At 30.2% G+C, this 20,320-nt stretch carries 26 protein-coding genes and 1 pseudogene; 14 read left to right on the top strand and 13 right to left on the bottom strand.

Features of this window, described 5'->3' with window-relative positions; translation table 11 throughout:
- Positions 1–30: 30 nt before the first annotated feature.
- Positions 31–882: an HPP family protein gene (locus tag DSQ20_RS10270; RefSeq protein WP_179365536.1), complete on the bottom strand. Its 852-nt coding sequence runs from the start codon at positions 880–882 to the stop codon at positions 31–33.
- Positions 883–964: 82 nt separating this feature from the next.
- Positions 965–1,297, bottom strand: coding sequence for a helix-turn-helix transcriptional regulator (locus DSQ20_RS10265; RefSeq protein WP_179365535.1), 333 nt, complete (start codon positions 1,295–1,297; stop codon positions 965–967).
- A 173-nt stretch (positions 1,298–1,470) separates the two neighbouring features.
- Between DSQ20_RS10265 and DSQ20_RS10260 the strand changes: the two genes are divergently transcribed.
- Positions 1,471–2,373 (top strand): malate dehydrogenase, encoded by a 903-nt coding sequence (locus tag DSQ20_RS10260; RefSeq protein ID WP_179365534.1) that lies wholly within the window; start codon positions 1,471–1,473, stop codon positions 2,371–2,373.
- 15 nt (positions 2,374–2,388) lie between these two features.
- Here DSQ20_RS10260 and DSQ20_RS10255 read toward each other — a convergent pair whose 3' ends face one another.
- Positions 2,389–3,072, bottom strand: coding sequence for a VIT1/CCC1 transporter family protein (locus DSQ20_RS10255; RefSeq protein ID WP_179365533.1), 684 nt, complete (start codon positions 3,070–3,072; stop codon positions 2,389–2,391).
- Between the two features lie 134 nt (positions 3,073–3,206).
- On the opposite strand from DSQ20_RS10255, the gene DSQ20_RS10250 reads away from it, so the two are divergent.
- The 3 genes from DSQ20_RS10250 to DSQ20_RS10240 all read left to right on the top strand — a co-directional run bounded on the left by DSQ20_RS10250 (position 3,207) and on the right by DSQ20_RS10240 (position 6,815).
- Positions 3,207–3,677: a hypothetical protein gene (locus tag DSQ20_RS10250; protein WP_255458264.1), complete on the top strand. Its 471-nt coding sequence runs from the start codon at positions 3,207–3,209 to the stop codon at positions 3,675–3,677.
- A 90-nt stretch (positions 3,678–3,767) separates the two neighbouring features.
- A complete protein-coding gene (locus DSQ20_RS10245; protein ID WP_179365532.1) occupies positions 3,768–4,922 on the top strand; it encodes a J domain-containing protein in 1,155 nt (384 codons plus the stop codon).
- A gap of 144 nt (positions 4,923–5,066) precedes the next feature.
- A complete protein-coding gene (locus DSQ20_RS10240; RefSeq protein ID WP_179365531.1) occupies positions 5,067–6,815 on the top strand; it encodes a HAMP domain-containing protein in 1,749 nt (582 codons plus the stop codon).
- A 12-nt stretch (positions 6,816–6,827) separates the two neighbouring features.
- Here the strand turns inward: DSQ20_RS10240 and DSQ20_RS10235 are convergent, their stop codons facing one another.
- Positions 6,828–7,154, bottom strand: a complete 327-nt coding sequence (locus DSQ20_RS10235) for a P-II family nitrogen regulator (protein ID WP_048110153.1) — start codon at positions 7,152–7,154, stop codon at positions 6,828–6,830.
- 131 nt (positions 7,155–7,285) lie between these two features.
- On the opposite strand from DSQ20_RS10235, the gene DSQ20_RS10230 reads away from it, so the two are divergent.
- Positions 7,286–8,278, top strand: coding sequence for a plastocyanin/azurin family copper-binding protein (locus tag DSQ20_RS10230; protein WP_179365530.1), 993 nt, complete (start codon positions 7,286–7,288; stop codon positions 8,276–8,278).
- A gap of 34 nt (positions 8,279–8,312) precedes the next feature.
- Here the strand turns inward: DSQ20_RS10230 and DSQ20_RS10225 are convergent, their stop codons facing one another.
- The 3 genes from DSQ20_RS10225 to DSQ20_RS10955 form a co-directional block, all read right to left on the bottom strand.
- Positions 8,313–8,612 (bottom strand): ATP-binding protein, encoded by a 300-nt coding sequence (locus DSQ20_RS10225; protein WP_007402606.1) that lies wholly within the window; start codon positions 8,610–8,612, stop codon positions 8,313–8,315.
- Between the two features lie 113 nt (positions 8,613–8,725).
- Positions 8,726–9,091, bottom strand: coding sequence for a hypothetical protein (locus DSQ20_RS10960; protein ID WP_255458261.1), 366 nt, complete (start codon positions 9,089–9,091; stop codon positions 8,726–8,728).
- Positions 9,092–9,117: 26 nt separating this feature from the next.
- A complete protein-coding gene (locus tag DSQ20_RS10955) occupies positions 9,118–9,342 on the bottom strand; it encodes a hypothetical protein (RefSeq protein ID WP_255458260.1) in 225 nt (74 codons plus the stop codon).
- Between the two features lie 29 nt (positions 9,343–9,371).
- Here DSQ20_RS10955 and DSQ20_RS10215 point away from each other — a divergent pair, with 29 nt between their 5' ends.
- Complete coding sequence (locus tag DSQ20_RS10215) at positions 9,372–10,523, top strand: aminotransferase class V-fold PLP-dependent enzyme (protein ID WP_179365529.1); 1,152 nt, start codon at positions 9,372–9,374, stop codon at positions 10,521–10,523.
- Here the strand turns inward: DSQ20_RS10215 and DSQ20_RS10210 are convergent.
- Positions 10,518–10,775 carry an Lrp/AsnC ligand binding domain-containing protein gene (locus tag DSQ20_RS10210; protein ID WP_007551635.1) on the bottom strand — a complete coding sequence of 86 codons (258 nt, stop codon included), beginning with the start codon at positions 10,773–10,775 and terminating at the stop codon, positions 10,518–10,520. The genes DSQ20_RS10215 and DSQ20_RS10210 overlap by 6 nt on opposite strands.
- A 78-nt stretch (positions 10,776–10,853) precedes the next feature.
- On the opposite strand from DSQ20_RS10210, the pseudogene DSQ20_RS10205 reads away from it, so the two are divergent.
- A pseudogene (locus DSQ20_RS10205) lies at positions 10,854–11,497 on the top strand (cyclase family protein).
- Here the strand turns inward: DSQ20_RS10205 and amrS are convergent.
- Positions 11,491–12,549, bottom strand: a complete 1,059-nt coding sequence (amrS, locus tag DSQ20_RS10200) for an AmmeMemoRadiSam system radical SAM enzyme (protein WP_179365528.1) — start codon at positions 12,547–12,549, stop codon at positions 11,491–11,493. The pseudogene DSQ20_RS10205 and the gene amrS overlap by 7 nt on opposite strands.
- Positions 12,550–12,631: 82 nt before the next feature.
- Here amrS and DSQ20_RS10195 point away from each other — a divergent pair, with 82 nt between their 5' ends.
- Complete coding sequence (locus tag DSQ20_RS10195; RefSeq protein WP_179365527.1) at positions 12,632–13,129, top strand: dual specificity protein phosphatase 23; 498 nt, start codon at positions 12,632–12,634, stop codon at positions 13,127–13,129.
- Position 13,130: 1 nt separating this feature from the next.
- Here the strand turns inward: DSQ20_RS10195 and DSQ20_RS10190 are convergent, their stop codons facing one another.
- From DSQ20_RS10190 to DSQ20_RS10180, 3 genes are read right to left on the bottom strand one after another with little or no spacing between them, the layout of a single operon-like run.
- Positions 13,131–13,277 carry a hypothetical protein gene (locus tag DSQ20_RS10190; RefSeq protein WP_007551628.1) on the bottom strand — a complete coding sequence of 49 codons (147 nt, stop codon included), beginning with the start codon at positions 13,275–13,277 and terminating at the stop codon, positions 13,131–13,133.
- Between the two features lie 10 nt (positions 13,278–13,287).
- Positions 13,288–13,440: a hypothetical protein gene (locus DSQ20_RS10185; RefSeq protein WP_007551627.1), complete on the bottom strand. Its 153-nt coding sequence runs from the start codon at positions 13,438–13,440 to the stop codon at positions 13,288–13,290.
- Between the two features lie 30 nt (positions 13,441–13,470).
- On the bottom strand, positions 13,471–14,007 hold the full coding sequence (locus tag DSQ20_RS10180; RefSeq protein ID WP_179365526.1) for a hypothetical protein: 537 nt from the start codon (positions 14,005–14,007) through the stop codon (positions 13,471–13,473).
- Between the two features lie 51 nt (positions 14,008–14,058).
- Between DSQ20_RS10180 and DSQ20_RS10175 the strand changes: the two genes are divergently transcribed.
- Genes DSQ20_RS10175 through cobJ form a run of 6 tightly spaced genes read left to right on the top strand, consistent with a single transcriptional unit; the run spans position 14,059 to position 19,220 of the window.
- Positions 14,059–14,337 carry an RpoL/Rpb11 RNA polymerase subunit family protein gene (locus DSQ20_RS10175; protein WP_048110146.1) on the top strand — a complete coding sequence of 93 codons (279 nt, stop codon included), beginning with the start codon at positions 14,059–14,061 and terminating at the stop codon, positions 14,335–14,337.
- A complete protein-coding gene (locus DSQ20_RS10170; protein ID WP_179365525.1) occupies positions 14,338–14,649 on the top strand; it encodes a transcription factor S in 312 nt (103 codons plus the stop codon). It abuts the gene before it with no gap.
- A 35-nt stretch (positions 14,650–14,684) separates the two neighbouring features.
- Positions 14,685–15,431: a proliferating cell nuclear antigen (pcna) gene (pcn, locus tag DSQ20_RS10165; RefSeq protein WP_179365524.1), complete on the top strand. Its 747-nt coding sequence runs from the start codon at positions 14,685–14,687 to the stop codon at positions 15,429–15,431.
- A gap of 35 nt (positions 15,432–15,466) precedes the next feature.
- Positions 15,467–16,870 carry an aspartate kinase gene (locus DSQ20_RS10160; RefSeq protein ID WP_179365523.1) on the top strand — a complete coding sequence of 468 codons (1,404 nt, stop codon included), beginning with the start codon at positions 15,467–15,469 and terminating at the stop codon, positions 16,868–16,870.
- A 40-nt stretch (positions 16,871–16,910) separates the two neighbouring features.
- Positions 16,911–18,371 (top strand): hypothetical protein, encoded by a 1,461-nt coding sequence (locus tag DSQ20_RS10155; protein ID WP_370464188.1) that lies wholly within the window; start codon positions 16,911–16,913, stop codon positions 18,369–18,371.
- A gap of 51 nt (positions 18,372–18,422) precedes the next feature.
- A complete protein-coding gene (gene cobJ / locus DSQ20_RS10150) occupies positions 18,423–19,220 on the top strand; it encodes a precorrin-3B C(17)-methyltransferase (RefSeq protein ID WP_007551619.1) in 798 nt (265 codons plus the stop codon).
- Here cobJ and DSQ20_RS10145 read toward each other — a convergent pair.
- Positions 19,214–20,254, bottom strand: coding sequence for a tyrosine--tRNA ligase (locus DSQ20_RS10145; RefSeq protein ID WP_179365521.1), 1,041 nt, complete (start codon positions 20,252–20,254; stop codon positions 19,214–19,216). The two genes, cobJ and DSQ20_RS10145, sit on opposite strands and share 7 nt — an antisense overlap.
- Positions 20,255–20,320 lie beyond the last annotated feature (66 nt).

The raw sequence follows: 20,320 nt of genomic DNA, 5'->3' as shown, positions 1-20,320 counted from the left end.
GTAAATCAAATTAATTAAATTATTTTCAAGTTAATACAATTCCTTGTACTGTAATCTTAATTTCTCATGCGGTTTTACAATAGAAAGAGCCCTTACAACATCAGTTTTACTAACTATCCCTACTAAATTATTATTAGAATCTACAACAGGAATTCCGCTAATTTTGTTTTTTATCATTTTGTTAGCTGCTACTACTAAATCTTCTTCTTCATTTATTGTTAAAAGTTCATCAGTTAGTAAATCGTTAACAGTTAGTTTTTCTGTATTTATTGGAATTAAATAATCTCTAGACCGTGTACTACCTTTAGTAAAATAATCACTATGTGTTAATAATGTATTAGTGCTAATAAGACCAATAGGGCAACCATCATCATTAGTTACAATCAATCTTGAAACTTGATTTTTATTCATTATACTTATTGCAAATTTAATTGAGTCAGTTTTTCTACACGTAACAATATTTCTACTCATAAAATTTTTCACTAAATACTTTCCACCAAATACAACAGCAAATGATTTCACTAAATCTGTTCTTGAAATAATTCCTGTCAATTCTCCTTTATCATTTACAATAACTATAGAACCAATTTTGAAAGTTTCCATTCTTGCTGCACATTGTTCAAAATAATCTTCTATTCCTTCAGATATGGTAATTATGTTTTTTTTCATCACATGTTTAATTGGAATTTCATTTATTGCGTGAGCAGTTTTATCTTCCTCTAAAAATTTATTGATGTCTCGTTCAGTTACAATTCCAACAGGTATGTTTTTAATAGAAATTACTATATGTTTTACAAAATTAGTTTGCATTTGTAATAATGCATCAAAAATTGATGACTCTGGATTAATAGTAATTACAGGAGATGAATAAATTTTTTTCATATTAACTATGTTTATAATTTTCATTTAAAACTAAACTTAGATTATCAAATTTGATTTCAACAAAAATAAAAATATCTAGTACCTAACAAATATTAGGTACAATTTCAACTTCGATGTTATTTCCAATATATGATGTAGATATGGCCTTAACTTTACTTTTGTATAGAAAGTATTTTTTGCCATCATCACTAATTGAACCAGAAATTCCCAGCAATTTGTTATCATGTAATGTTTGCAGTCTTCTGTAAACAGTACTTATTGGGATTTTGGTTTCACCACTTATCTCCATTGCTGATTTTGGTTTTTCCATGGTGTTTTCTAAAATAGATCGACAATATTTGTCTGATATGACCTCAAGAATTGCGTCTTTCCTTGATTCATCGTCTATTTTTTTTCCTGAAATTAATTGTTGCATGATTATTTACTATATCAATTTAATATAACAAGTAGGACTGCACTGCACTACAATGCAATCATTTTTAGTACAAATTTGCTTTGGAATTATGATATGCGACTTGAATTATATATTTTTATTAATTTAAACAATTTGTTTTATCCTAATTATAAAATGGAGAAGATTAGTCTACAATGATTACTATAATAGGAAGCGGTAAGGTTGGCACAGCAATTGCTTTTCTTTGCATATCTACCTCATTAGATGATGTATTATTAGTAAATCGCACAAAGGATAAAGCTATAGGTGAGGCATTAGATATATCAAATGCTGTACCTGAAAATTCTAATGTTTCAATTCAGGGAACTGATGATTTTTCTAAAATAATTGGTTCTGATATCATTGTAATTACAGCTAGTACGGGAACTTATCTAAAATCTAGAACTGAAATGATGGGTGCTCAAGTTAAAATGATTAAAGACATCGCACAGGAAATCAAAAAACATTGTCCTTCAGCAATAATTCTAATCGTTTCTAACCCATTAGATGTTTTAACATATGTTTTTCAAAAAGAAACTAAAATATTAAGAAATAAAGTAATTGGTATTGCATCAAGCTTAGATTCAAGTAGATTTAGGTATTTACTTTCAGAGAAATTTAAGCTCAAACAATCTCAAATTAACAATGTAATGGTATTGGGCGAACATGGAGATTCGATGGTACCAATATTTTCTGGAGTAAAAATCAATAAAATGAATCTACTTGAGATGATTGATGAAGCAGAACAAAATCTGATTACAACTGAAATTAGAAATTATTGGAAATCTTTGAGAAATTTCAAAAGTAGATCCCAATTTGGTATTGCTAAGAATACCTTTGATGTCCTAAATTCTATTATTAAAAATAATGAATTAATCATACCTGCATCAATTGTATTAAATGGTGAATATGATGAAAAAGATGTTTCAATGGGAGTTCCCGTAAAAATAAATAAAGATGGAATTAAAGAAATTATAGAAATAAAACTAAACCAAGCTGAACATAGTTTATTAAAAATATCAGCACAAACTATACGTGACTGTATAAATTCACTTTAATTAACACGCAATTAATCATTGAATTAAAATCTTTAAGCCATATCCTACATAATACGCAACTAATGATGCAATTCCACCAATTATCAATGTGTAAAAACCTGATCGTATTTTTGGTTTTTTAACAATTTTTCCTTTAATCATACCTACAAGAAAAAATGATGCCATTACTGAGATTGTAGAATAAACAAATGCTTCTGAATTTGCATCAATTTTCATTAATATAAAAATCATAAATGGAATTAATGGAATTAACCCTATCAAGTTAAATCCGATAAAAGTGCTTACTGAGCTCTCAAGTGGGTTTTTTTCATCCTCAATTAATCCCAGCTCTTCTTTCATCATTGTATCCACCCAAACTTTTCGTCTTGATGTAATTATTCTAACAACCTCTTCTAACAATTCATCTTTGAATCCTTTTTTCTTGTAAATCTCTCTGATCTCCTCTTTTTCTTGTTCTTCCAAGTTGTCAATTTCCCATTCTTCTTGTTTTCTTTTCATCTCGATGAATTGATTTCTAGCTTTTGATGCTTGATAATTTGCTGCAGCCATTGAGAATCCATCTGCAAATAAATTGGCAAATCCAAGAATTAAAATAATTCCAGGAGATAATGAAGCACCAACAACTCCTGCAATTATTGCAAAAGTTGTAACTGCACCATCAATGGAACCATAAATAAAATCATCAAAATGTAGTTTCATAATTTTTAATAAACACGTTCATTATTTAACAAATATTCCTACTTTGGTCATAAAATAGCTATTTTTACTTTAATTTACAATTATGAAATTCTACATCTAGTAAAAATACTATGAACTGTTATGTTATTATAAAAATGAAAGACAAACTCTTTGTTATTATTATATTGATGATAGGAATTATGGGATTTGCAGCAATTATTGGTGTAATAAGTCAAGGAAATGTAAGACACGTTCAAATTTTTTGGCCAGAAAAAATTGAACAAACTGTTGCCTTTATTGATATTGATGATGAAGTAAAACTAATTGGCATTTCTGGTACATCTGAAGATAACAATCCAACATTAATTATGAGAATTAGTTTTGCTTATGTTCTTACTGTCGAAAATAGAGGGAATCAACATCATAGATTATACATTGATGGTTTCAACATACAAACTGATCTATTAGAACCTGGACAAAAAGACACTATTGTAATCTATCCTGATAAAGAAGGAACTTTCAACTATTATGATAAAAGACAATATCTTTCAAAGCTTGGTCAACTAAAAGCTGTTCAAGTAACTCCCTCTGATAGTTTTACTGGATTTTTAAAAGACATGATATAGATTTCATTTAATGAAAATTCTCAACATTTTATATCGTAATAAACTAAAAGTATAGGAAATATGAAAAGAATAACCAAAAACTGAAAGAAAATGGTGGAGAGTAACTATGACATATTGGGAATTCTTGAAGGCTCAACTGAGCACGAAATTCGTAATGCATTCCGAAGATTAGCATTGCTTTATCATTCTGATAAAGGAGGAGAAAATGATCAATTCATAAAAATCAAACAAGCATATGAAGATCTCAAAATTGGTAAAAAATATCCTGAAACTGATCTTGAAAAAATTAGAAATTCTAGAGTTTATTCTGGTGATTCAGAAGAGGACATACGAAGAAAAAACCAAATTTTAGGCCAAGAGTTATTCAAAGAAATGAAATTAGCAGAAGAGTGGACAGCAGAACTTAATAGAACAAATTCAACCGGCATTAAATTATTTGGTTCAAAATCTCTTGGAGAAATTGAACTTGAAAGAAAAGCTAATGGTATACTTTCAATCAAAGGAAATTTTATGGCAGGCAATCTAACTTATGATGGTCCTATTATTATGCAGGGAAATATAACAAGTCCATCTTGGACTGAAGAATTTAGAACAAATATTCATTTGACAAAAGGAGATTTTAAATTTATTAATCCACTTGAAAATAAATACAAAATTGAAAATGGTGCTAGAGTAATTGCAGATAATGGTGATATTGTAGTTGGAAATATTTTTGGTCGGAAATATAAAATTCAAGATTCAGATGGGAGAGTTGGAATTTTTAAAACTCAAGAACAACGGACTTTTGTATCTGCACCAAACGGAAAAATAATTGCAGAAAATATAATTAATACAGTTTCTCTTGAGGCTGATGTTATTATGGTTCTTAATTTGGAAGATGATGTTGAAATTAGTGCACGAGAAATTTTATTTTATGGAAGTAAAATCACTTATGATTCTAAAATTAAATTAAAAAAAGGTGGAATGATAAGATTTTTTGAAAATTTCTCAATTCAAAGTCTTAGTAATGATGCACTTATCAAACTTGAAAATGGTAAGGAAATTAGGTTATTTGATATTAAAACTAAAAAAATCAAGGATTTACCGGATGAATTTGTGCCTAACAAAAGTGAGTTTGATAAGGACACCACAATGGTAGGCAATGGATTTACAATTACATATGAAATGTTAGATCATTTATCAAAAAAGCCAACAAAAAATCAAAAGAGTAAATGGGGTTCTAAATTTAAAATTTCTAAAAACTAAATAAATTTCTAAATTATCTATATTAAAAAACTAACTTAAATCATGAATAATTCCTTTATGAAAACTAATTATGTCCTAGTAAAGCTATTCTTATCATAGAAAATACACGAAGAATTGATATTGTATAAAAATAACAAAAATTGATTGCAAATTTCCTTTAGTATAGATAAAAAATTGATATTTTTAGTAATTATAGTATCTATAATTACACTTTTGGTTACAGCTTATTTGAGCTTTAACTATGCTGAACAAATTCTAATAGAAAGAGCTAGCGATCTATTATTAGGCGAATCAGCTACACGTGGTAATGCTATTAGACTTCTTTTTGAATCACGAATTGACCAAAATCAAATTTTAGCAAATGATCCAATGATAAAAATTCTTGTTAATGATTTAAACCAAGTTTCAGAAGATGATTTGCATAAAGAAAGAGAAATCAAACGTAGAGACTTCCTTACTCAAATCCAAGCATTTCAAACATTAGTTGGGTTTTCGATAGGTTTTGAGGATGTAAAAATTATTGGTGCAAATGGTAATGTTTACTTTTCACTTGGTAAACTAACTGATAATAATTTTCTTCAAGATCCACTATTTCAAAAAGGATTAAAAAAACCAATAGTGGATTTTGAGCCAACTGCAACTGGTAAAAAGATGATTATAGTTTCTCCAATTTTTGCTCTAGATGATAAAAAAAATGATGAACCAATTGGAGTAGTTATCTCTAGAATGAGAACTGAATCATTAGATAATATTTTGACTGATTCAAGTGGTTTAGGAAAAACAGGCGAAGTTTATATCGTAAGTGACGGGTTCTTGATGTTATCTGAATCTAGATTCATAGAAAACGCTATCTTTAAACAAAAAGTTGATACCGTTCCTGTCCAAAAATGTTTTAGGGAATCAGAAGATTTTTCAGGAATTTATTTGGATTATAGAAAAATCAATATTTATGGATCATCATACTGTGCTAATGATTTAGGATTTGTTTTACTTGCGGAAATTGACGAATCAGAAACAATTCAGCCTGTTATAATACTCCAAAATAGAATTTTTCAAACTGGTTTAGTGATCACTATAATAATGACAATTGTGGCATTTCTAATTTCAAAATCTATGTCACGACCTCTAATTAAATTAAAAAATGCTGCAAACAAAGTTGCAAGTGGTGACTTTAATGTTCGAACAAACATCACAACTAAAGATGAAATCGGTGAGCTATCTCAGGCATTTGATTTAATGACTGAAAAGCTTCAGAAATCATTAATTGAAATTAAAGAAAAAGAAGATGTTATAAAACAACAAGAAGATATTTTATTGCAATTTTCTGATCATAGTGAGCAATATTGTGTATGTATGGTTGATATTATGAATTCAACAAAAATCACTCTTAATTTATCCGAATCACAAACTAGTGAATTTTATAAAATTTTTCTTAATTCTATTGCTTCTACTGTGAGAAATTTTGGTGGAATTGTAATAAAAAATATTGGGGATGCATTATTGTTTTATTTTCCGGTTATACATTCAGAAGAAGAATCTACATTAAAAAAATGCCTAGATTGTTGTCTTGCATTAGGAGAGTTACATGATGATATTGTAAAAAAACTTGAAAATCACAAATTACCTATTTTTGATTACAGAACTAGTTCAACCTATGGAATAGTTAGAATTGCAAAAACATCTACATCCTCTATCAATGATATATTTGGAAATACTGTAAATCGATGTGCAAAAATAAATAGACTTGCTCCTGCAAATGGCTTAGTAATCGGCGAAGAATTCTATAAAAGTGCTAAAAATTTTGACGACTATATATTTAAAAAAATAGAAAACACATTTTCCTCATCCGAATCTGATTATCCAGTATATCGTGTTTCTAGAAAAAATAGATAATACTTTTTACAATTAAATTAATTTAGTTGATTTTTCTTTCGTACTAATATCGTATGATTCTTCTACATTTGTAACAAAAATTTTTCCATCACCTTTTTGTCCTGTGTGAGCAACATTCATGATAGCTGAAACTACTGATTTTACCTCTGAATCATGAACAACTGTAAGTATTACATCTACTGAGTTAAACTCTATTTGACGTCCTCCTATTTCTGGTCGTTCTCCCATTCCCTGTCCTAACGATTGAATTAGTGTAACACCACCGACACCAGATTTTCTTATCTCATTGATTACTTGTTTAGAAACATCACTTTGTACAATCGCTTCTATTCGTTTCATTATCAAATAATTTCTATAATACTTTAAAAACATACTTTAGATTATCACTGATTTTTGATAATATCAAAACTGAATATCATTATTGAAAATTAAGGTAATCTTTTATGCAATTTAAATTTTAAATTCTTATTATGTATTTTTTATTACTTGTTACTATTATTTCGATCTTGGGCTCTTCATCTCTAATTTTTGCAGAAGAATATAAAATCAGCATCCCTTTTGGTGCGTATAATCCAGAATTAAACACTCCTGCAGAAGTATGGTATGATCCTCCTCAAATATTTGTAAAAATTGATGACACAATTACATGGTATAATGATGATCGAGAAGGTCATACAGTTACTAGTGGTAAAGGATCAGGAAGATTCGGTTGGATGAGTGATGATTTTGGAACGCCAAATGGATATTTTAATAGTGATAGATTCATGCCAGGTGAATCATGGTCATATGATTTTAAAGAATCTGGCACTTTTTCATATTATTGTACCATTCATCCTTGGATGGAAGGAGTTGTAATTGTTGAAAAATTAATTCCAGATTATCCGCATGATGCAACTGGAAAAGAATTAAAATTTCCACTTTTACAATACACTCCAGATCAAAACATAGAAGTAAATCTTACATGGGATCCACCAATTATCAAAACTCATGAAAAAATCCAATTTGTATATCAGTTCTATGATCCTCAAACAAATTCGAACCTTGCCAAAATGAAATATACAATCATAATATTCCAAAATGGAAAAGAAATTCTTCGTGATGATGGTATAAACCAAATTGGTGGTGATTATAGAAATTTTGTTTTCAGTGATTCAGGTTCAATAATAATTCGTATTGAAGGAATTCAATCTTCTTCAATCTTAGCTGAAGAAAGTGTAACTGTATCTGGAAATGTTGAAAATACAGCATTAAGGGCAGTAGACTTTACAACTGTAGTTTATGACAATCCAGAAAAAACCACTCATGAAATTTATCATTTAAAACCAGCTCAAAGACTAAACACTTACTATGAATTAATGATAATTATTATTTTAATTCCGGCTATTCTATTCATAGGTATTTTATTCTGGCTGAAGAAAAAACCAGAATCTACAACAAAAAAAGCTGGTGCTGTTAACCTCTAAAATAATAAAAAGAAATTAAAAATGATGACCTAATCTAATCGATTAATTCGGTCCAACCTTTAACGAAGACTGAGTTCTTGTAGAGTGGAACTGGTTGTCCAACGGTAAAGTCCATTGGTCTCATCCAAAAGATTGCCTTTGTTGGGCAAACACCGATACATGCTCCATCGGAGATGCATCTTTCTGGGTAAAAGACAAATGCTTTTCCTCTCTTCCAGCCTTCGACTGGTTTTACTCTAAGTACATCTGGTCCTAATGTTGTACAGATTTCTACACATAGTGCGCATCCGATACACATTTGTTCGCTGATGTCTGGAATAATTCCTACTGGCATAACAAATTTTCTTTCGATTTTGCTCTTAATATAATTTGCCCAAAAAATCTGTTCTATAACGGCGTTTCAAATTTTATAACACCGTTTAAAATTCTGATCGCTCTCAATGTGTATTAGACATTGGATAATTCAATTTTGAATGTTTTTTCAGTATTTCCGATTTGATTTAACGACCTAATTATCATACTTTTATCAATTCTTTTGAGATGAAACATTCCAGATTTTTTTGAATCAATAATGTGTCTACCTCCTGGGGAAAGAATCCATTCCCCTTCATCATTTTTTCGTGTTATTGCTGTAATTATTACTGAGGAGCCATTTTCCCTTGAAACTGATGAAAGTAGCATTAATGACGCATTAATGAATCTCCCAGATTCTTTTTCATCAAATATGTTGTAGAATCCATTAAGTGAATCAATTATGACCAAGAATTTTTCACTTGATATTTTATTTGCTATTTCAGATATGATTTTTTTCAAATCAATCTTACTTGGACGATAAATTTCTACTCTCTCATTTTTTTAATTAATTCTGAAACTACATAACCACTATAGAGCAAATCAAAATCTAAGAAAATTATAGGATAAGTAATAGAATCTATTAATTCATTTAAAATTTCTGCTTTCAGAAATGGCTCAGCGCATAAAATCACATTTGGATTTTTGATTGAAAATTCCTTTTTTACATATGTTAAATCATTATCTAAAATCTCTTGAGGATTTTTATCCAACACCAATTTAGTATATTACAGATATAATAATGAATTTGGCTTCAAAAGATGTATCAGAAGATTTTCATAATTCTGACAAAATTTATCTAAATAATGCTTCTGTTTCTTTAATGCCTTTACAAAGCATAGAAGCCATGAAAGATTTTCAAATTTCATACAATTCTATGGGACCCGATTCAATAGATTCTCAACCATTTATTGCTGAAAAATTACAAAATGTTAGAAAAATTATTGCAAAAATTATCAATAGCCAACCAGAAGAAGTTGTCTTGACTCAAAGTACCACAGATGGAATAAACATAGTTGCCAATGGACTCTCATTTGAAAAAAATTCTAATATTATAATTCGTGGATTTTCACATGAACATCATGCAAATTTCTATCCTTGGCTTAGATTACAGAAAAAAACTAAAATTAAAAATTTATCCATAGATAAAAACGGTTTTTTTAATTTTGATGAATTTCAAACTCTTCTTGATAGAGATACGACATTGGTAGCTATTAGTCATGCATTATACAATACAGGATCAATATTGCCTGTAGAAAAAATTGGAAATATGCTTCAAAGTAATACCTCGTTTTTCATTGATAGTGCACAAACTATTGGCTGCATAGGTAATTTTGATGTAAAAAAAACTAAATGTGATTTTATGTCATTTAATGGTTCAAAGTGGTTATGTGGGCCTATGGGAACTGGATTATTTTATTGTAACAAAAAATCACATGAATTACTAGAACCAATGACTATTGGAGGAGAATCAGCAATGATTTATGATAAAATAAATCTTGCATTCAAAGACATGCCAGATAAATTTCAAACAGGATTTCGTAATTATGTTGGGATAGTTGGTTTAGAGTCATCTGCAAACTATCTTCTTAAATTTGGAATGGAAAACATTCGTAAAAAGAATCTTTACCTTTCAAATCTTTTAAGAGAAGAATTATCTAAAGTAAAAAATATTATTCTATATGGACCAGAAAATCCTGAAGAAAGAACAAGTATTGTTTCTTTTAATATTGATGGACAAAATCCACAAACAATTGTAGAAAAACTAGAAAAGCAAAACATTGTATTGGCTGTTAGAGAAATTTTAGAACAAAAAATCGTACGAGCATCACCTCATTTTTTTAATACTGAATCTGAAATACTTGAGGTTATTGATGCAATAAAAAATCTATGATTTTTCTTGCTCTTCTATTACCATCATTGTTAGTGTTGATTGTATTTTTCCAATTTTTCTAACTTTATTTGTAATAATCCCCCGTAATTTTTCGGCATCTTTAGATGATAATTTTAAGACTATATCGTATACTCCATAAACTCCTTGAACTTCATACTCTATGTCTTCAGTAGCAAGAATACGCTTGATATCTTCTATAATTGATTCATCAGATCCTAGGTCAGAATTTAATAAAACATACGCAGTAGGCACATTGCAGTTTTTCATAAAACACTATTTAACCTTTCATAGATCTCAAAAACTGATTAATCCCCATCGTAATTTACTGATGTGAAACCACTAGATCTTACATTGACAATATCTACATCCATTCCTACTTTTCCAGATTCACCAAAACCACAATTCATTCTTTGGTCTACACTAAAAGATGATGAATATAATCTTGAATTGTTATTTCTCAGCTCTCATACTGGAACTCATCTTGATGCACCATACCATTTTGTAAAAAATGGAATAAAAATACATCAAATTCCACTTGATAGATTAGTAGGAAATGGTATCTTGATTAAAATACGAAAAGGAAAAAATCAATCCATTACTAAAAATGATTTAATTTTATTTGAAAGAAAACATGGTAATATTCCAAAAAATTCATCCGTATTTTTTATACTGAATGGCAAAAAAACTTGAATAGTAATTATTATTTTATTAATAATCCTGGTTTATCTGAATCAGCTGCTACATATCTTGTTTCAAAAAAGATCAATTTAGTTGGAATTGATTCACCTAGTATAGATTTAGGTCAAGATAAAATTTTTAAAGTTCATAAAATACTTGCAAAAAATAATATTTTAATTGTTGAGAATCTATCCAATTTGAATAAAATTTCTTTAAAACAATTTGATTTTGTAATTTTACCATTAAAACTAAAGGATGCAACTGGTTCTCCAGTTAGAGCAATAGCTATTCAATGAACAAAATGAAATCTATTTTTCTTATAATTTTTAGATAAATTACCAATAATTGGAACTTGATTTCCACAAAACTGGCATTTATTTTTCTCATCTAGATTCCAACCTTCAATATCAAAACCATATCTCTTAACCACAATGTTGTTACATTTTGAACAATAAGTATGCTCAAAAGGATGACCTGGCACATTTCCGATATAAGCATACTCCAATCCAACTTTTTTTGCAATTTCATAATGTTTTTCTAAAGTTTTAACAGGAGTAGAATCAAATTCCATCATTTTATAATCTGGATGAAAACGTAAAAAATGAATTGGCATTTCTGGACCAAATTGTTCATAAATAAATTTACATAATTTTTCTGCATATTCTAAACTATCTCCTACTTTTGGAATAATAAGATCTGTAATCTCTACATGAATCTTCGTCTTGTCACGTATTTCTAATAATGTATCAAAAATAGGTTGAGGATCAGGAACCCCGATAAATTTTTTTGTAAAATTAGGTTCTGCATTACCTTTGAAATCAATTGTTATAGAATCTAAAAATTCTCCCATCATATTTACTGATTCTGGAGTATCATATCCATTTGAGACAAATACATTGTAAAGATTTTTTTGATGTGCTATTACTCCACAATCTCTAGCAAATTCAATGAATATAGATGGTTCATTGTATGTATACGCAATTCCATCTGCACCATTATCTAATGCTGTTTGTACTACTTGTTCAGGAGTCATATCTACACCCTCTACTTTTCTTCTCTGACTAATGTCAAAATTCTGACAATATCTACAAAGCCAATTACATCCAGTGGTGGCAATTGAAAACACTTTAGATCCAGGATTGTAATGTATGACTGGCTTTTTTTCTATTGGATCAACATGTCCTGCTATTACTTTACCGTATACAAATAAGTCTAATTTTCCATTTTCATTACCACGTATTCCGCATAATCCTATTTGGCCTTCATTCATCTCACAGTATCTTGCACAAGCAGTACAACGTACTTTCTTGTTAGGTAATTTTTCATAAAGAATTGCCTCTTTGTTCATTTTAGTTAATTATAGATGATTTTCCCATATAAGGTGCATCACTTTTCGCAATCCTAAAAATATAGAAAATAACACATTACCTATGAGTAAACCAGGAAATATTTGGAGAAAAGTTCATGGTAAAATTACTAAAAAACCAACCAATTTCTCATGGTTAATTGAAAATAAACTTGCAGGTTCAGGAATACCAACAAGTTTTGATGAGTTTGATTGGATTCTAAAACAAGGTGTTACATCAATTGTAACTATGACTGAAAATGCTTTACCTGAAGAATGGGTAAGTAATATTGGTTATTTACATGTCCCCACCCCAGATCTTACAGCTCCTGACATGGATAGAATTGATACCGCAGTTGATTTTATCCATAAAAAAATTTCAAAGGATCAAGCTGTAATGGTTCATTGTGCAGCTGGAATGGGAAGAGCTGGAACAATTCTAGCTTGTTATCTGATAAAGTATCAAAATTATCCTGCAAAAGATGCAATTAAAAAAATTAGAACTGAAAGACCAGGATCTATCCAATCCGAAGTACAGGAATTAGCTATTACCTTCTATGAAAAACATGTAGGAAGTAAATAGATCACATAAACTGTGATACTAGTTTTCCATCTACAATCTTTATCTTTAATATTTTATTTTCTTGAAATACAAGAGTAATTCCACCATCCGAATCAGGATCTTCAACCTTTACCAATTCAATCATTTTAATTTGTTCGAATTTATCCATTCATTTTCACCTATTCTGGAATTGATACGGCATCTATTTTTCCGTCCACGACTTTAATGAACAAAAATCTGTTATCTTTAAAGATAAACGTGATGCCTCCTTCTTTATCTGGTTCTTCAACTTCAAGTATTGGTTGTCCTAACAGACCATCGTATTTTGCCATAATAATTAACTCAAAAAGTTCCTTATATCCCTAATTGATTGTGATCTCAATTTCCTTAGAATTGCTTTTAACATTTCCCGGTTCTGTATAGTCGTGTTTTTGCCATGAGGCAAATACCTCAGCACCGATCTTATGCTTGCCTTTTCCTAACTCAGAAGCTTTAATGATAATTTTTTCATTAAAATCAAACAACTCTTGTCTTACCTCTTCTTCCGATAATCGAATAAATGGCTCAAAATTTTTGGCTACTTGAACCCATATTCTTCTATCTTTATGGGGATTAACCAATTTGGGGTTTCGTGTCCAAAAAATTGCTGCCTTTCTATAAGTGTCAATAGTTTTACCGACCTCCTTTTTCCTAAATCCTCCAGAAGTCAGCTTTATGCCGTATTTCATCTTAAATGACACATCATTGTTGTTATATGCTTTAGTCCAATTTGTCTCATTGAAGGCCTCTCTTATCCCCCCATCTACTTTAAAACTGACATTTACTTCAATACTGTCGTTTAATGCGTATTCATCCTTAGTTTTCACTATGTCGATATCTGAAATCTTACTTTCTGTCATTCTATCCGCTCATAATGATTTATATCCACAATAAGTGCTTTTTCCGAATACATGAATGCTCAAGTAATCAGTTCAGAACCTAAGGAAATTAGCCTTTCTATTACGGAAACTGATATAGGAATTTTATACATAATTCAACATGAGCTTTTAAAGGAATCAAATATTGATTTTGCAGGCGTTATTGTAAAACATCCTCTCACCAATGAATGCTGGATGAGAATAAACTCAAACACAAAACCTTTGCAAGAAATCAAAAAAGCAACAGATTCTGCAATAAAAATGGCTAATGAATTTAAACAATTATTTAATTCTAAAATTAAGGTAAATTAGATGAAATTTTGCCCCAAATGTGAGGTCAAATTAAAAAAAGGTGATTCTGGTCTCCAATGTCCAAAATGCAATTATGTTGAAGGAAATGAAACCATGCAAACAAAAACTATAGTTGAAGAAGAGGAATCACAATTTAACGTATTATCAGAAAATGAAGGAACTGAAACATTACCTACGATAAAAATTGAATGTGAAAAATGTGGTAACGATGAAGCAGTTTGGTGGATGTTACAAACTAGAAGTGCTGATGAACCTACAACTCAATTCTATAGATGTTCTAAATGTAGATACACTTGGCGTAATTACGCATAACGTTTAACTGGAACATAAAACCCAAAAGATTTAGTTTGACTTTCGAAGCAAAAACAAGTGGTTCAGATGATCTAAAAGCAATCATCTCAGCAATATCTACACTTGTCGAAGAAGCTACTTTTGTTGCAACAGCTGAAGGAATTACTTTTAGGGGAATGGATCCATCTCATGTAGCTTTAATAGATATTTCTTGGCCTAATTCTGCATTTGAAAAATATGAATGTGATAGTGATATAAAATTTGGAGTTAGAATAGATGAATTTTCTAAATTAATTAAAAGAGCCGATAAAAAAGATAGTATTGAAATTAGTATTTCTGAACAAAACATGTTACTTGTAACAGTCGGTAAAAATAAAAAATACAAAATGCGTTTAATTGAAAGCTCTGCAACTGATACTCCTTTACCAAAAATTCCATATGATTCTAAAATTACTTTATCATCTTCTAGATTTGATAAGATTTTAGGAGATGTTCAAGTTGTATCTGATTATTTGACTATTCATACATCTGATTCAAAAGCAGATTTTTCTGGAAAAGGTGATTCAGGTGAAGTTGTAATTGATCTAGAGAAAGATACAGATGAAATTGGTGAAATCTCTTCAAAAGAGGACAGTGTTGGTACCTATAGCCTCGAATATCTCAATCCTGTAGTTAAAGCAGTAGGTACTACCGCAGGTCAAATTACATGTGAATTTTCTAGTGCAAAACCTCTAAGAATTGAATTCAAAGTAGCAAACATAGGCAGAATCCACTTTTATCTGGCTCCACGAGTAGAAAGTTAAAGCATTTAAAGATTAACTGATTCAGGTACTTTGAATTGAGACTTGTAATAAAATACGGTGGAACATCAATTTCATCGGCAAAAGATATTCAAACTGTAGCAAATTATGTTAATACATTATCCAAACATAATGAAATAGTAATAGTCTGCTCGGCAACTAGTGGTACCACTGATGATTTAATTGAAATATCTCAATCTATAAAAAATGAGAATAAAGACAAAGCCATACAACTAGCATCAAAAATTATCAATAGACATAAACAACTTGCAAAGCAGACAATAAAAAAATCTACAATCAGAAAAAAATTATTAGAAAAATTAGATGTAGATTTTAGAGAACTTGTTGCATTAATTGAAGGAATGGTATTGTTGGGAGAAGTAACTGCCAGATCTATGGATTATTTGATCTCATTTGGAGAACGTCTTTCAATAAAATTAATCTCTTTTGCAATTAACGATTTGAATAAAAAATCAATATACCTAACAGGTAAAGAAGTTGGAATTGTCACAGATTCTAATTTTGGAGAATCTATACCGTTAATGGATACTACAAGATTAAGAGTTTCTAAAACAATCGATCAGCAATTTACCAAGAAAACAATCCCAGTAATAGGAGGTTTTACAGGAGCCGATCAACATGGACACATAACTACATTTGGTAGAGGTGGTTCAGATTATACAGCTACAATTATCGGCACATGCATCAAAGCTGATGAAATATGGTTAATGAGTGATATAGATGGATTAATGACTGCAGATCCAAAAATAGTAAAAAATGCAAAATTACTCAAAGAGGTTTCTTATGTCGAAGCAATTGAGATGGCTTTGTTTGGAGCTAAACAAATTCATCCACGCACATTTGAGCCATTATTAACAAAAAAAATTCCTATGAAGATTCGAAATTCCTTTAATGTAAAAAACGAAGGAACCCTTGTCACTGACTCTCCTTCAATTTCTACAAAAAACACTGTAAAATGTGTTAGCAGTATTCGTCATAATGGATTAATCGATATACGTGGGGGTAGCATGGTTGGTAATCCTGGAACTGCTGCAAAAATCTTTGCAACACTAGCTAAAGCTGGTATCAATGTAATGATGATATCTCAAAATCCCTCAGAATCTAGTATCACTATAGTAGTCAAGAATACTGATTTAGATAAAGCAGTTAATGCATTAGAAATGGAACTTTTAGGAAAAATAATTAAAAAACTAGAAGTAACTACTGATGTTGCAATTATTGCTCTAATTGGTTTAGGAATGCGGGGAACTGTAGGCGTTGCATCTAAAGTCTTTGGAGCAATCCAAAAAAATAATGTAAACGTAGCAATGATTACTCAAGGTTCGTCAGAACTAAATCTTGCATTTGTTGTTAAAAATTCTGATACTAATGTGGCAGTTCAGGCTTTACATGATGCATTTGAACTGGATAAAATTAACTAGAGATAAAATCATTTAAGGGGAGCAACTTCAAATGATTTCATTGAATAGATTTGTAATTATCTTAATTGTAGGAATTTTTGTTTCAGGGATTCTTACAATTTCCTTTATCTCTAACAGCTATGTTGATGCAAATTCTACTAAAAAAATTCATTTTACCAAAACTATTATTTCATCACAAGATCCAGGTCAAGGGCACGAAAATCATCAACTATCATTAATTTTATCGCCAAATGAGGGCACTCTTTATGATGGTTCTATGACATTTACATCAAATGAGCCTGTAGATGTTGTTGTTTTACACGAAATTACTAATAATGATGTCAAAGGCCAACCGACTTGGACTATTGATGGAAAAACTATCTACGCAATGTCATTAATCGATCTTAAATCAAAATCAGATTCGATTGAATTTACTGGAGCTGCTTTGGCATTACATTCTTCTAATTCAAGAGAGTTTACTGCAACTGTAAGTGTTGATGGTTGGATTAGAGGTCAACCAACCGAAGTAATTATGCAAAAAATACAAGTTGACAAAGATCCATCACTAATGTTATCTAGAGCAAATGTAGAAGCAATTATCCCAATGCATGAAGGACTATACAAAGGAAATTCTATTTTTTATATTATAACAGATACTAGTAGAGAAGATTATTCTAAAAAAATTAGTGAAAAACAAGAATGGACAGTACAAACTTCCCACTTAATTGAAAAAATGCCTGAAGAGGTTCTACAAAAAATATTCATTTTTAATAACGGTGTTAGAGGAAACGGAATTTATGGACATCAAAAAGAAATTTTTTCAAGTACTCCAGTTCAAGAATCAAAGTACAGCGCACTAAATTCCGTAATTGAAGTTTCATGGAAAAAAGGTCAAAATGCAAAAGTTCTAAAATCTTTTGAAGATGTAATTGATGCTGAAAAAGATGGGAGAATCGAATTTACTAAAACTGGAGTAGTAATTAATTCTCCTCAAATAATTTGGCCTAATGGACAAATGTTAGTAAGAAATGATACCCAAATTACTGATGATTTAACGTTTAGTGGAGGTCAAATTACTAAAATTAACAAAGATGAGATGACAGTAACTTTTGTTGCTCATCGTATGTGGGGCCCAGATGGTAAAACAATCTATTCTATTGTAACTGATGCAACTCCTTCTAATCCATCAGAAATAATGGGAATTCCATTTTCTCCTGTATATGACAATCTAATTGCAAATTCTTCTGCAGCTGATCTTTTTCAATTTCAAAATGGCATTAAAGGCTCAGGTTATTTAGGGTATCAACCAGGAATATCAAGTGTAAATTCTGATCAGGAAAATTATAGTCCTATATGGCGTATCTATAATGTTGAATGGCACAATCCCGAAGATGCAAAAATACTCCAAACCATATCTGATATTGATTCTTTCAAAGCAAAAGACCTTATTTCAGTAAGTTTAGCTCGTCCCATGAATAGCCATCATATCATAAATGGTCCCCTCATAGATCCATTCCAATAAAAATAAAATCACTAAACGGATAAATTACTTGAAAGAAAATTTAATGTTAAATTGACTGGTAAACTCTACATCGTCGGTGTTGGTCCCGGACATCATGATCATATGACATTTCGTGCTAAAGAAGTGATTGAAGAAAGTGATACAATTGTTGGATATGAAACATATGTTAACCTAGTACAAGATCTTATTGAAGGAAAAACAGTTCATCGTTATGCCATGACTCAAGAAGTTGAACGTGCTCATCAATGTATTGATCTGGCAAAATCTGGAAAAATAGTTTCACTTGTTTCTAGTGGTGACCCAGGAATTTATGGAATGGCTGGATTAATTTATGAAACACTTGCAGCAACAAATTGGAATCCTAAAGATGGTCTGCAAGTTGAAATAGTTCCTGGCGTTTCTGCATTGAACTCATGTGCATCAATTATTGGTTCACCACTTATGACTGATTTTGCAGTTGTAAGTATGAGTGATTTATTGGTACCATGGGAAATAATAACAAAAAGAGTTGAAGCTGCTGCACAAGGTGATTTTGTAATTGTAATTTATAATCCAGCAAGTAAAAAAAGAATACATCAACTAGTAGATACTAGAAAAATTCTATTAAAGTATAGAAAACCAACTACACCTGTTGCAATAATTAAAGGTGCATTTAGAGAGTCACAAACTATTGTAATGACCGACTTGGAAAATCTTCCAAATCACTCTGATCAATTGGGAATGATAAGTACAGTAATCATCGGAAACTCATCTACTTACACTTACAAGGATTTAATGATTAATCCGAGAGGATACAAATCAAAATATAATCTAGAAGAACAAACAAACCCCAATCTTAAAATTCAATAATTTTTCTTAATTGCGTTAAACAACTCTTCACTAAGGTTTAATTTTTCTCGGATTGGCGAAATCACTTTAACTAGATATTCTCCTACTGTTTGTTTTAGATCAGTTGGATGTAATTTTTTTTCTGCAAAATCAGATTCTAATTGATTATAATTTGCATATGTCATGTTTCCACCAAATTTTTCTGGTCTTTCTACATTAATTTCCTTAAACTCATGGAAAATTACATTTTTTGAAATTTCTAATAATGGATTATTCTGAATATTTGCTTCTTCACACCATGCTTTTTTGATCTTTGTTCTAATTTCATCATCAGAATTATGAATAAAAACTCCTGAATTTGGATCTGACTTACTCATTTTTGTTGATTCCCCATTTGCATTTGCTGGTTTTGTTAAACCTGGTAATAGTTTATGATGAACAGCTACTGGAACCTTCCATCCCATTTTAGGAAAAATCTCTCTTACAAGCATGTGTATTTTTCTTTGATCCATTCCAGCATGAGCGATATCTACACCTAAAGAATGAATATCAACAGCTTGCATTGCCGGATAAAGTAACTTAGCTACATCTATTTTTGTATCGTCTTCTGAGCGTCCCATGATTGTAAGGGTTCTCATAGTTCTAGCTATCGACATATGTTTTGTAAATTTAACAAGATTAGCCCAATACTCTGTTTTTTCTTCATACAATTTTGATCCTAAAACAATTTCTACATTTGGACAAACTAACTTGAAAGCATCTTGGTAATATTTTGAAACTTTTTCAATGGTTTCCCAACTTCCACCTAACTTATCATTAATTATAGTGTGCCAATCTGCAAGAAAAACTGTACATTTAACACCTGCTTTAATAAAATCATTAATTTTGAAACCGGTACTAATTAAGCTACCAAGATGTAAAAATCCAGAAATCTCTAAACCAATGTAATGCTTTGGGGATGAATTTGATTTGAACAATTCTAATAATTCTTCATGCGTAACAATCTCTTCAGTTGGGGGTCTTTCAATTAATTCAATTTTTTCAGTAATATCCAAATCAAAACAACTTCTGAGATGTAGGTCTATAAAGTTATTTGAAATATGATTTAGTTCATATTTGCA

The sequence above is a fragment of the Nitrosarchaeum sp. AC2 genome, from assembly GCF_013407385.1.
Taxonomy (GTDB): domain Archaea; phylum Thermoproteota; class Nitrososphaeria; order Nitrososphaerales; family Nitrosopumilaceae; genus Nitrosarchaeum; species Nitrosarchaeum koreense.
Note: the sequence above shows the minus strand (reverse complement) of the source record. Positions and strands in the feature narration are given on the sequence as shown.

What these genes read in the sequence shown, in the direction of transcription:
- DSQ20_RS10270 (WP_179365536.1), bottom strand. Translation starts at nt 882, where the DNA reads ATGAAAAAAATTTATTCATCTCCTGTAATTACTATTAATCCAGAGTCA.
- DSQ20_RS10265 (WP_179365535.1), bottom strand. Translation starts at nt 1,297, where the DNA reads ATGCAACAATTAATTTCAGGAAAAAAAATAGACGATGAATCAAGGAAA.
- DSQ20_RS10260 (WP_179365534.1), top strand. Translation starts at nt 1,471, where the DNA reads ATGATTACTATAATAGGAAGCGGTAAGGTTGGCACAGCAATTGCTTTT.
- DSQ20_RS10255 (WP_179365533.1), bottom strand. Translation starts at nt 3,072, where the DNA reads ATGAAACTACATTTTGATGATTTTATTTATGGTTCCATTGATGGTGCA.
- DSQ20_RS10250 (WP_255458264.1), top strand. Translation starts at nt 3,207, where the DNA reads ATGAAAGACAAACTCTTTGTTATTATTATATTGATGATAGGAATTATG.
- DSQ20_RS10245 (WP_179365532.1), top strand. Translation starts at nt 3,768, where the DNA reads ATGGTGGAGAGTAACTATGACATATTGGGAATTCTTGAAGGCTCAACT.
- DSQ20_RS10235 (WP_048110153.1), bottom strand. Translation starts at nt 7,154, where the DNA reads ATGAAACGAATAGAAGCGATTGTACAAAGTGATGTTTCTAAACAAGTA.
- DSQ20_RS10230 (WP_179365530.1), top strand. Translation starts at nt 7,286, where the DNA reads ATGTATTTTTTATTACTTGTTACTATTATTTCGATCTTGGGCTCTTCA.
- DSQ20_RS10225 (WP_007402606.1), bottom strand. Translation starts at nt 8,612, where the DNA reads ATGCCAGTAGGAATTATTCCAGACATCAGCGAACAAATGTGTATCGGA.
- DSQ20_RS10215 (WP_179365529.1), top strand. Translation starts at nt 9,372, where the DNA reads ATGAATTTGGCTTCAAAAGATGTATCAGAAGATTTTCATAATTCTGAC.
- amrS (WP_179365528.1), bottom strand. Translation starts at nt 12,549, where the DNA reads ATGAACAAAGAGGCAATTCTTTATGAAAAATTACCTAACAAGAAAGTA.
- DSQ20_RS10195 (WP_179365527.1), top strand. Translation starts at nt 12,632, where the DNA reads ATGAGTAAACCAGGAAATATTTGGAGAAAAGTTCATGGTAAAATTACT.
- DSQ20_RS10190 (WP_007551628.1), bottom strand. Translation starts at nt 13,277, where the DNA reads ATGGATAAATTCGAACAAATTAAAATGATTGAATTGGTAAAGGTTGAA.
- DSQ20_RS10185 (WP_007551627.1), bottom strand. Translation starts at nt 13,440, where the DNA reads ATGGCAAAATACGATGGTCTGTTAGGACAACCAATACTTGAAGTTGAA.
- DSQ20_RS10180 (WP_179365526.1), bottom strand. Translation starts at nt 14,007, where the DNA reads ATGACAGAAAGTAAGATTTCAGATATCGACATAGTGAAAACTAAGGAT.
- DSQ20_RS10175 (WP_048110146.1), top strand. Translation starts at nt 14,059, where the DNA reads ATGAATGCTCAAGTAATCAGTTCAGAACCTAAGGAAATTAGCCTTTCT.
- DSQ20_RS10170 (WP_179365525.1), top strand. Translation starts at nt 14,338, where the DNA reads ATGAAATTTTGCCCCAAATGTGAGGTCAAATTAAAAAAAGGTGATTCT.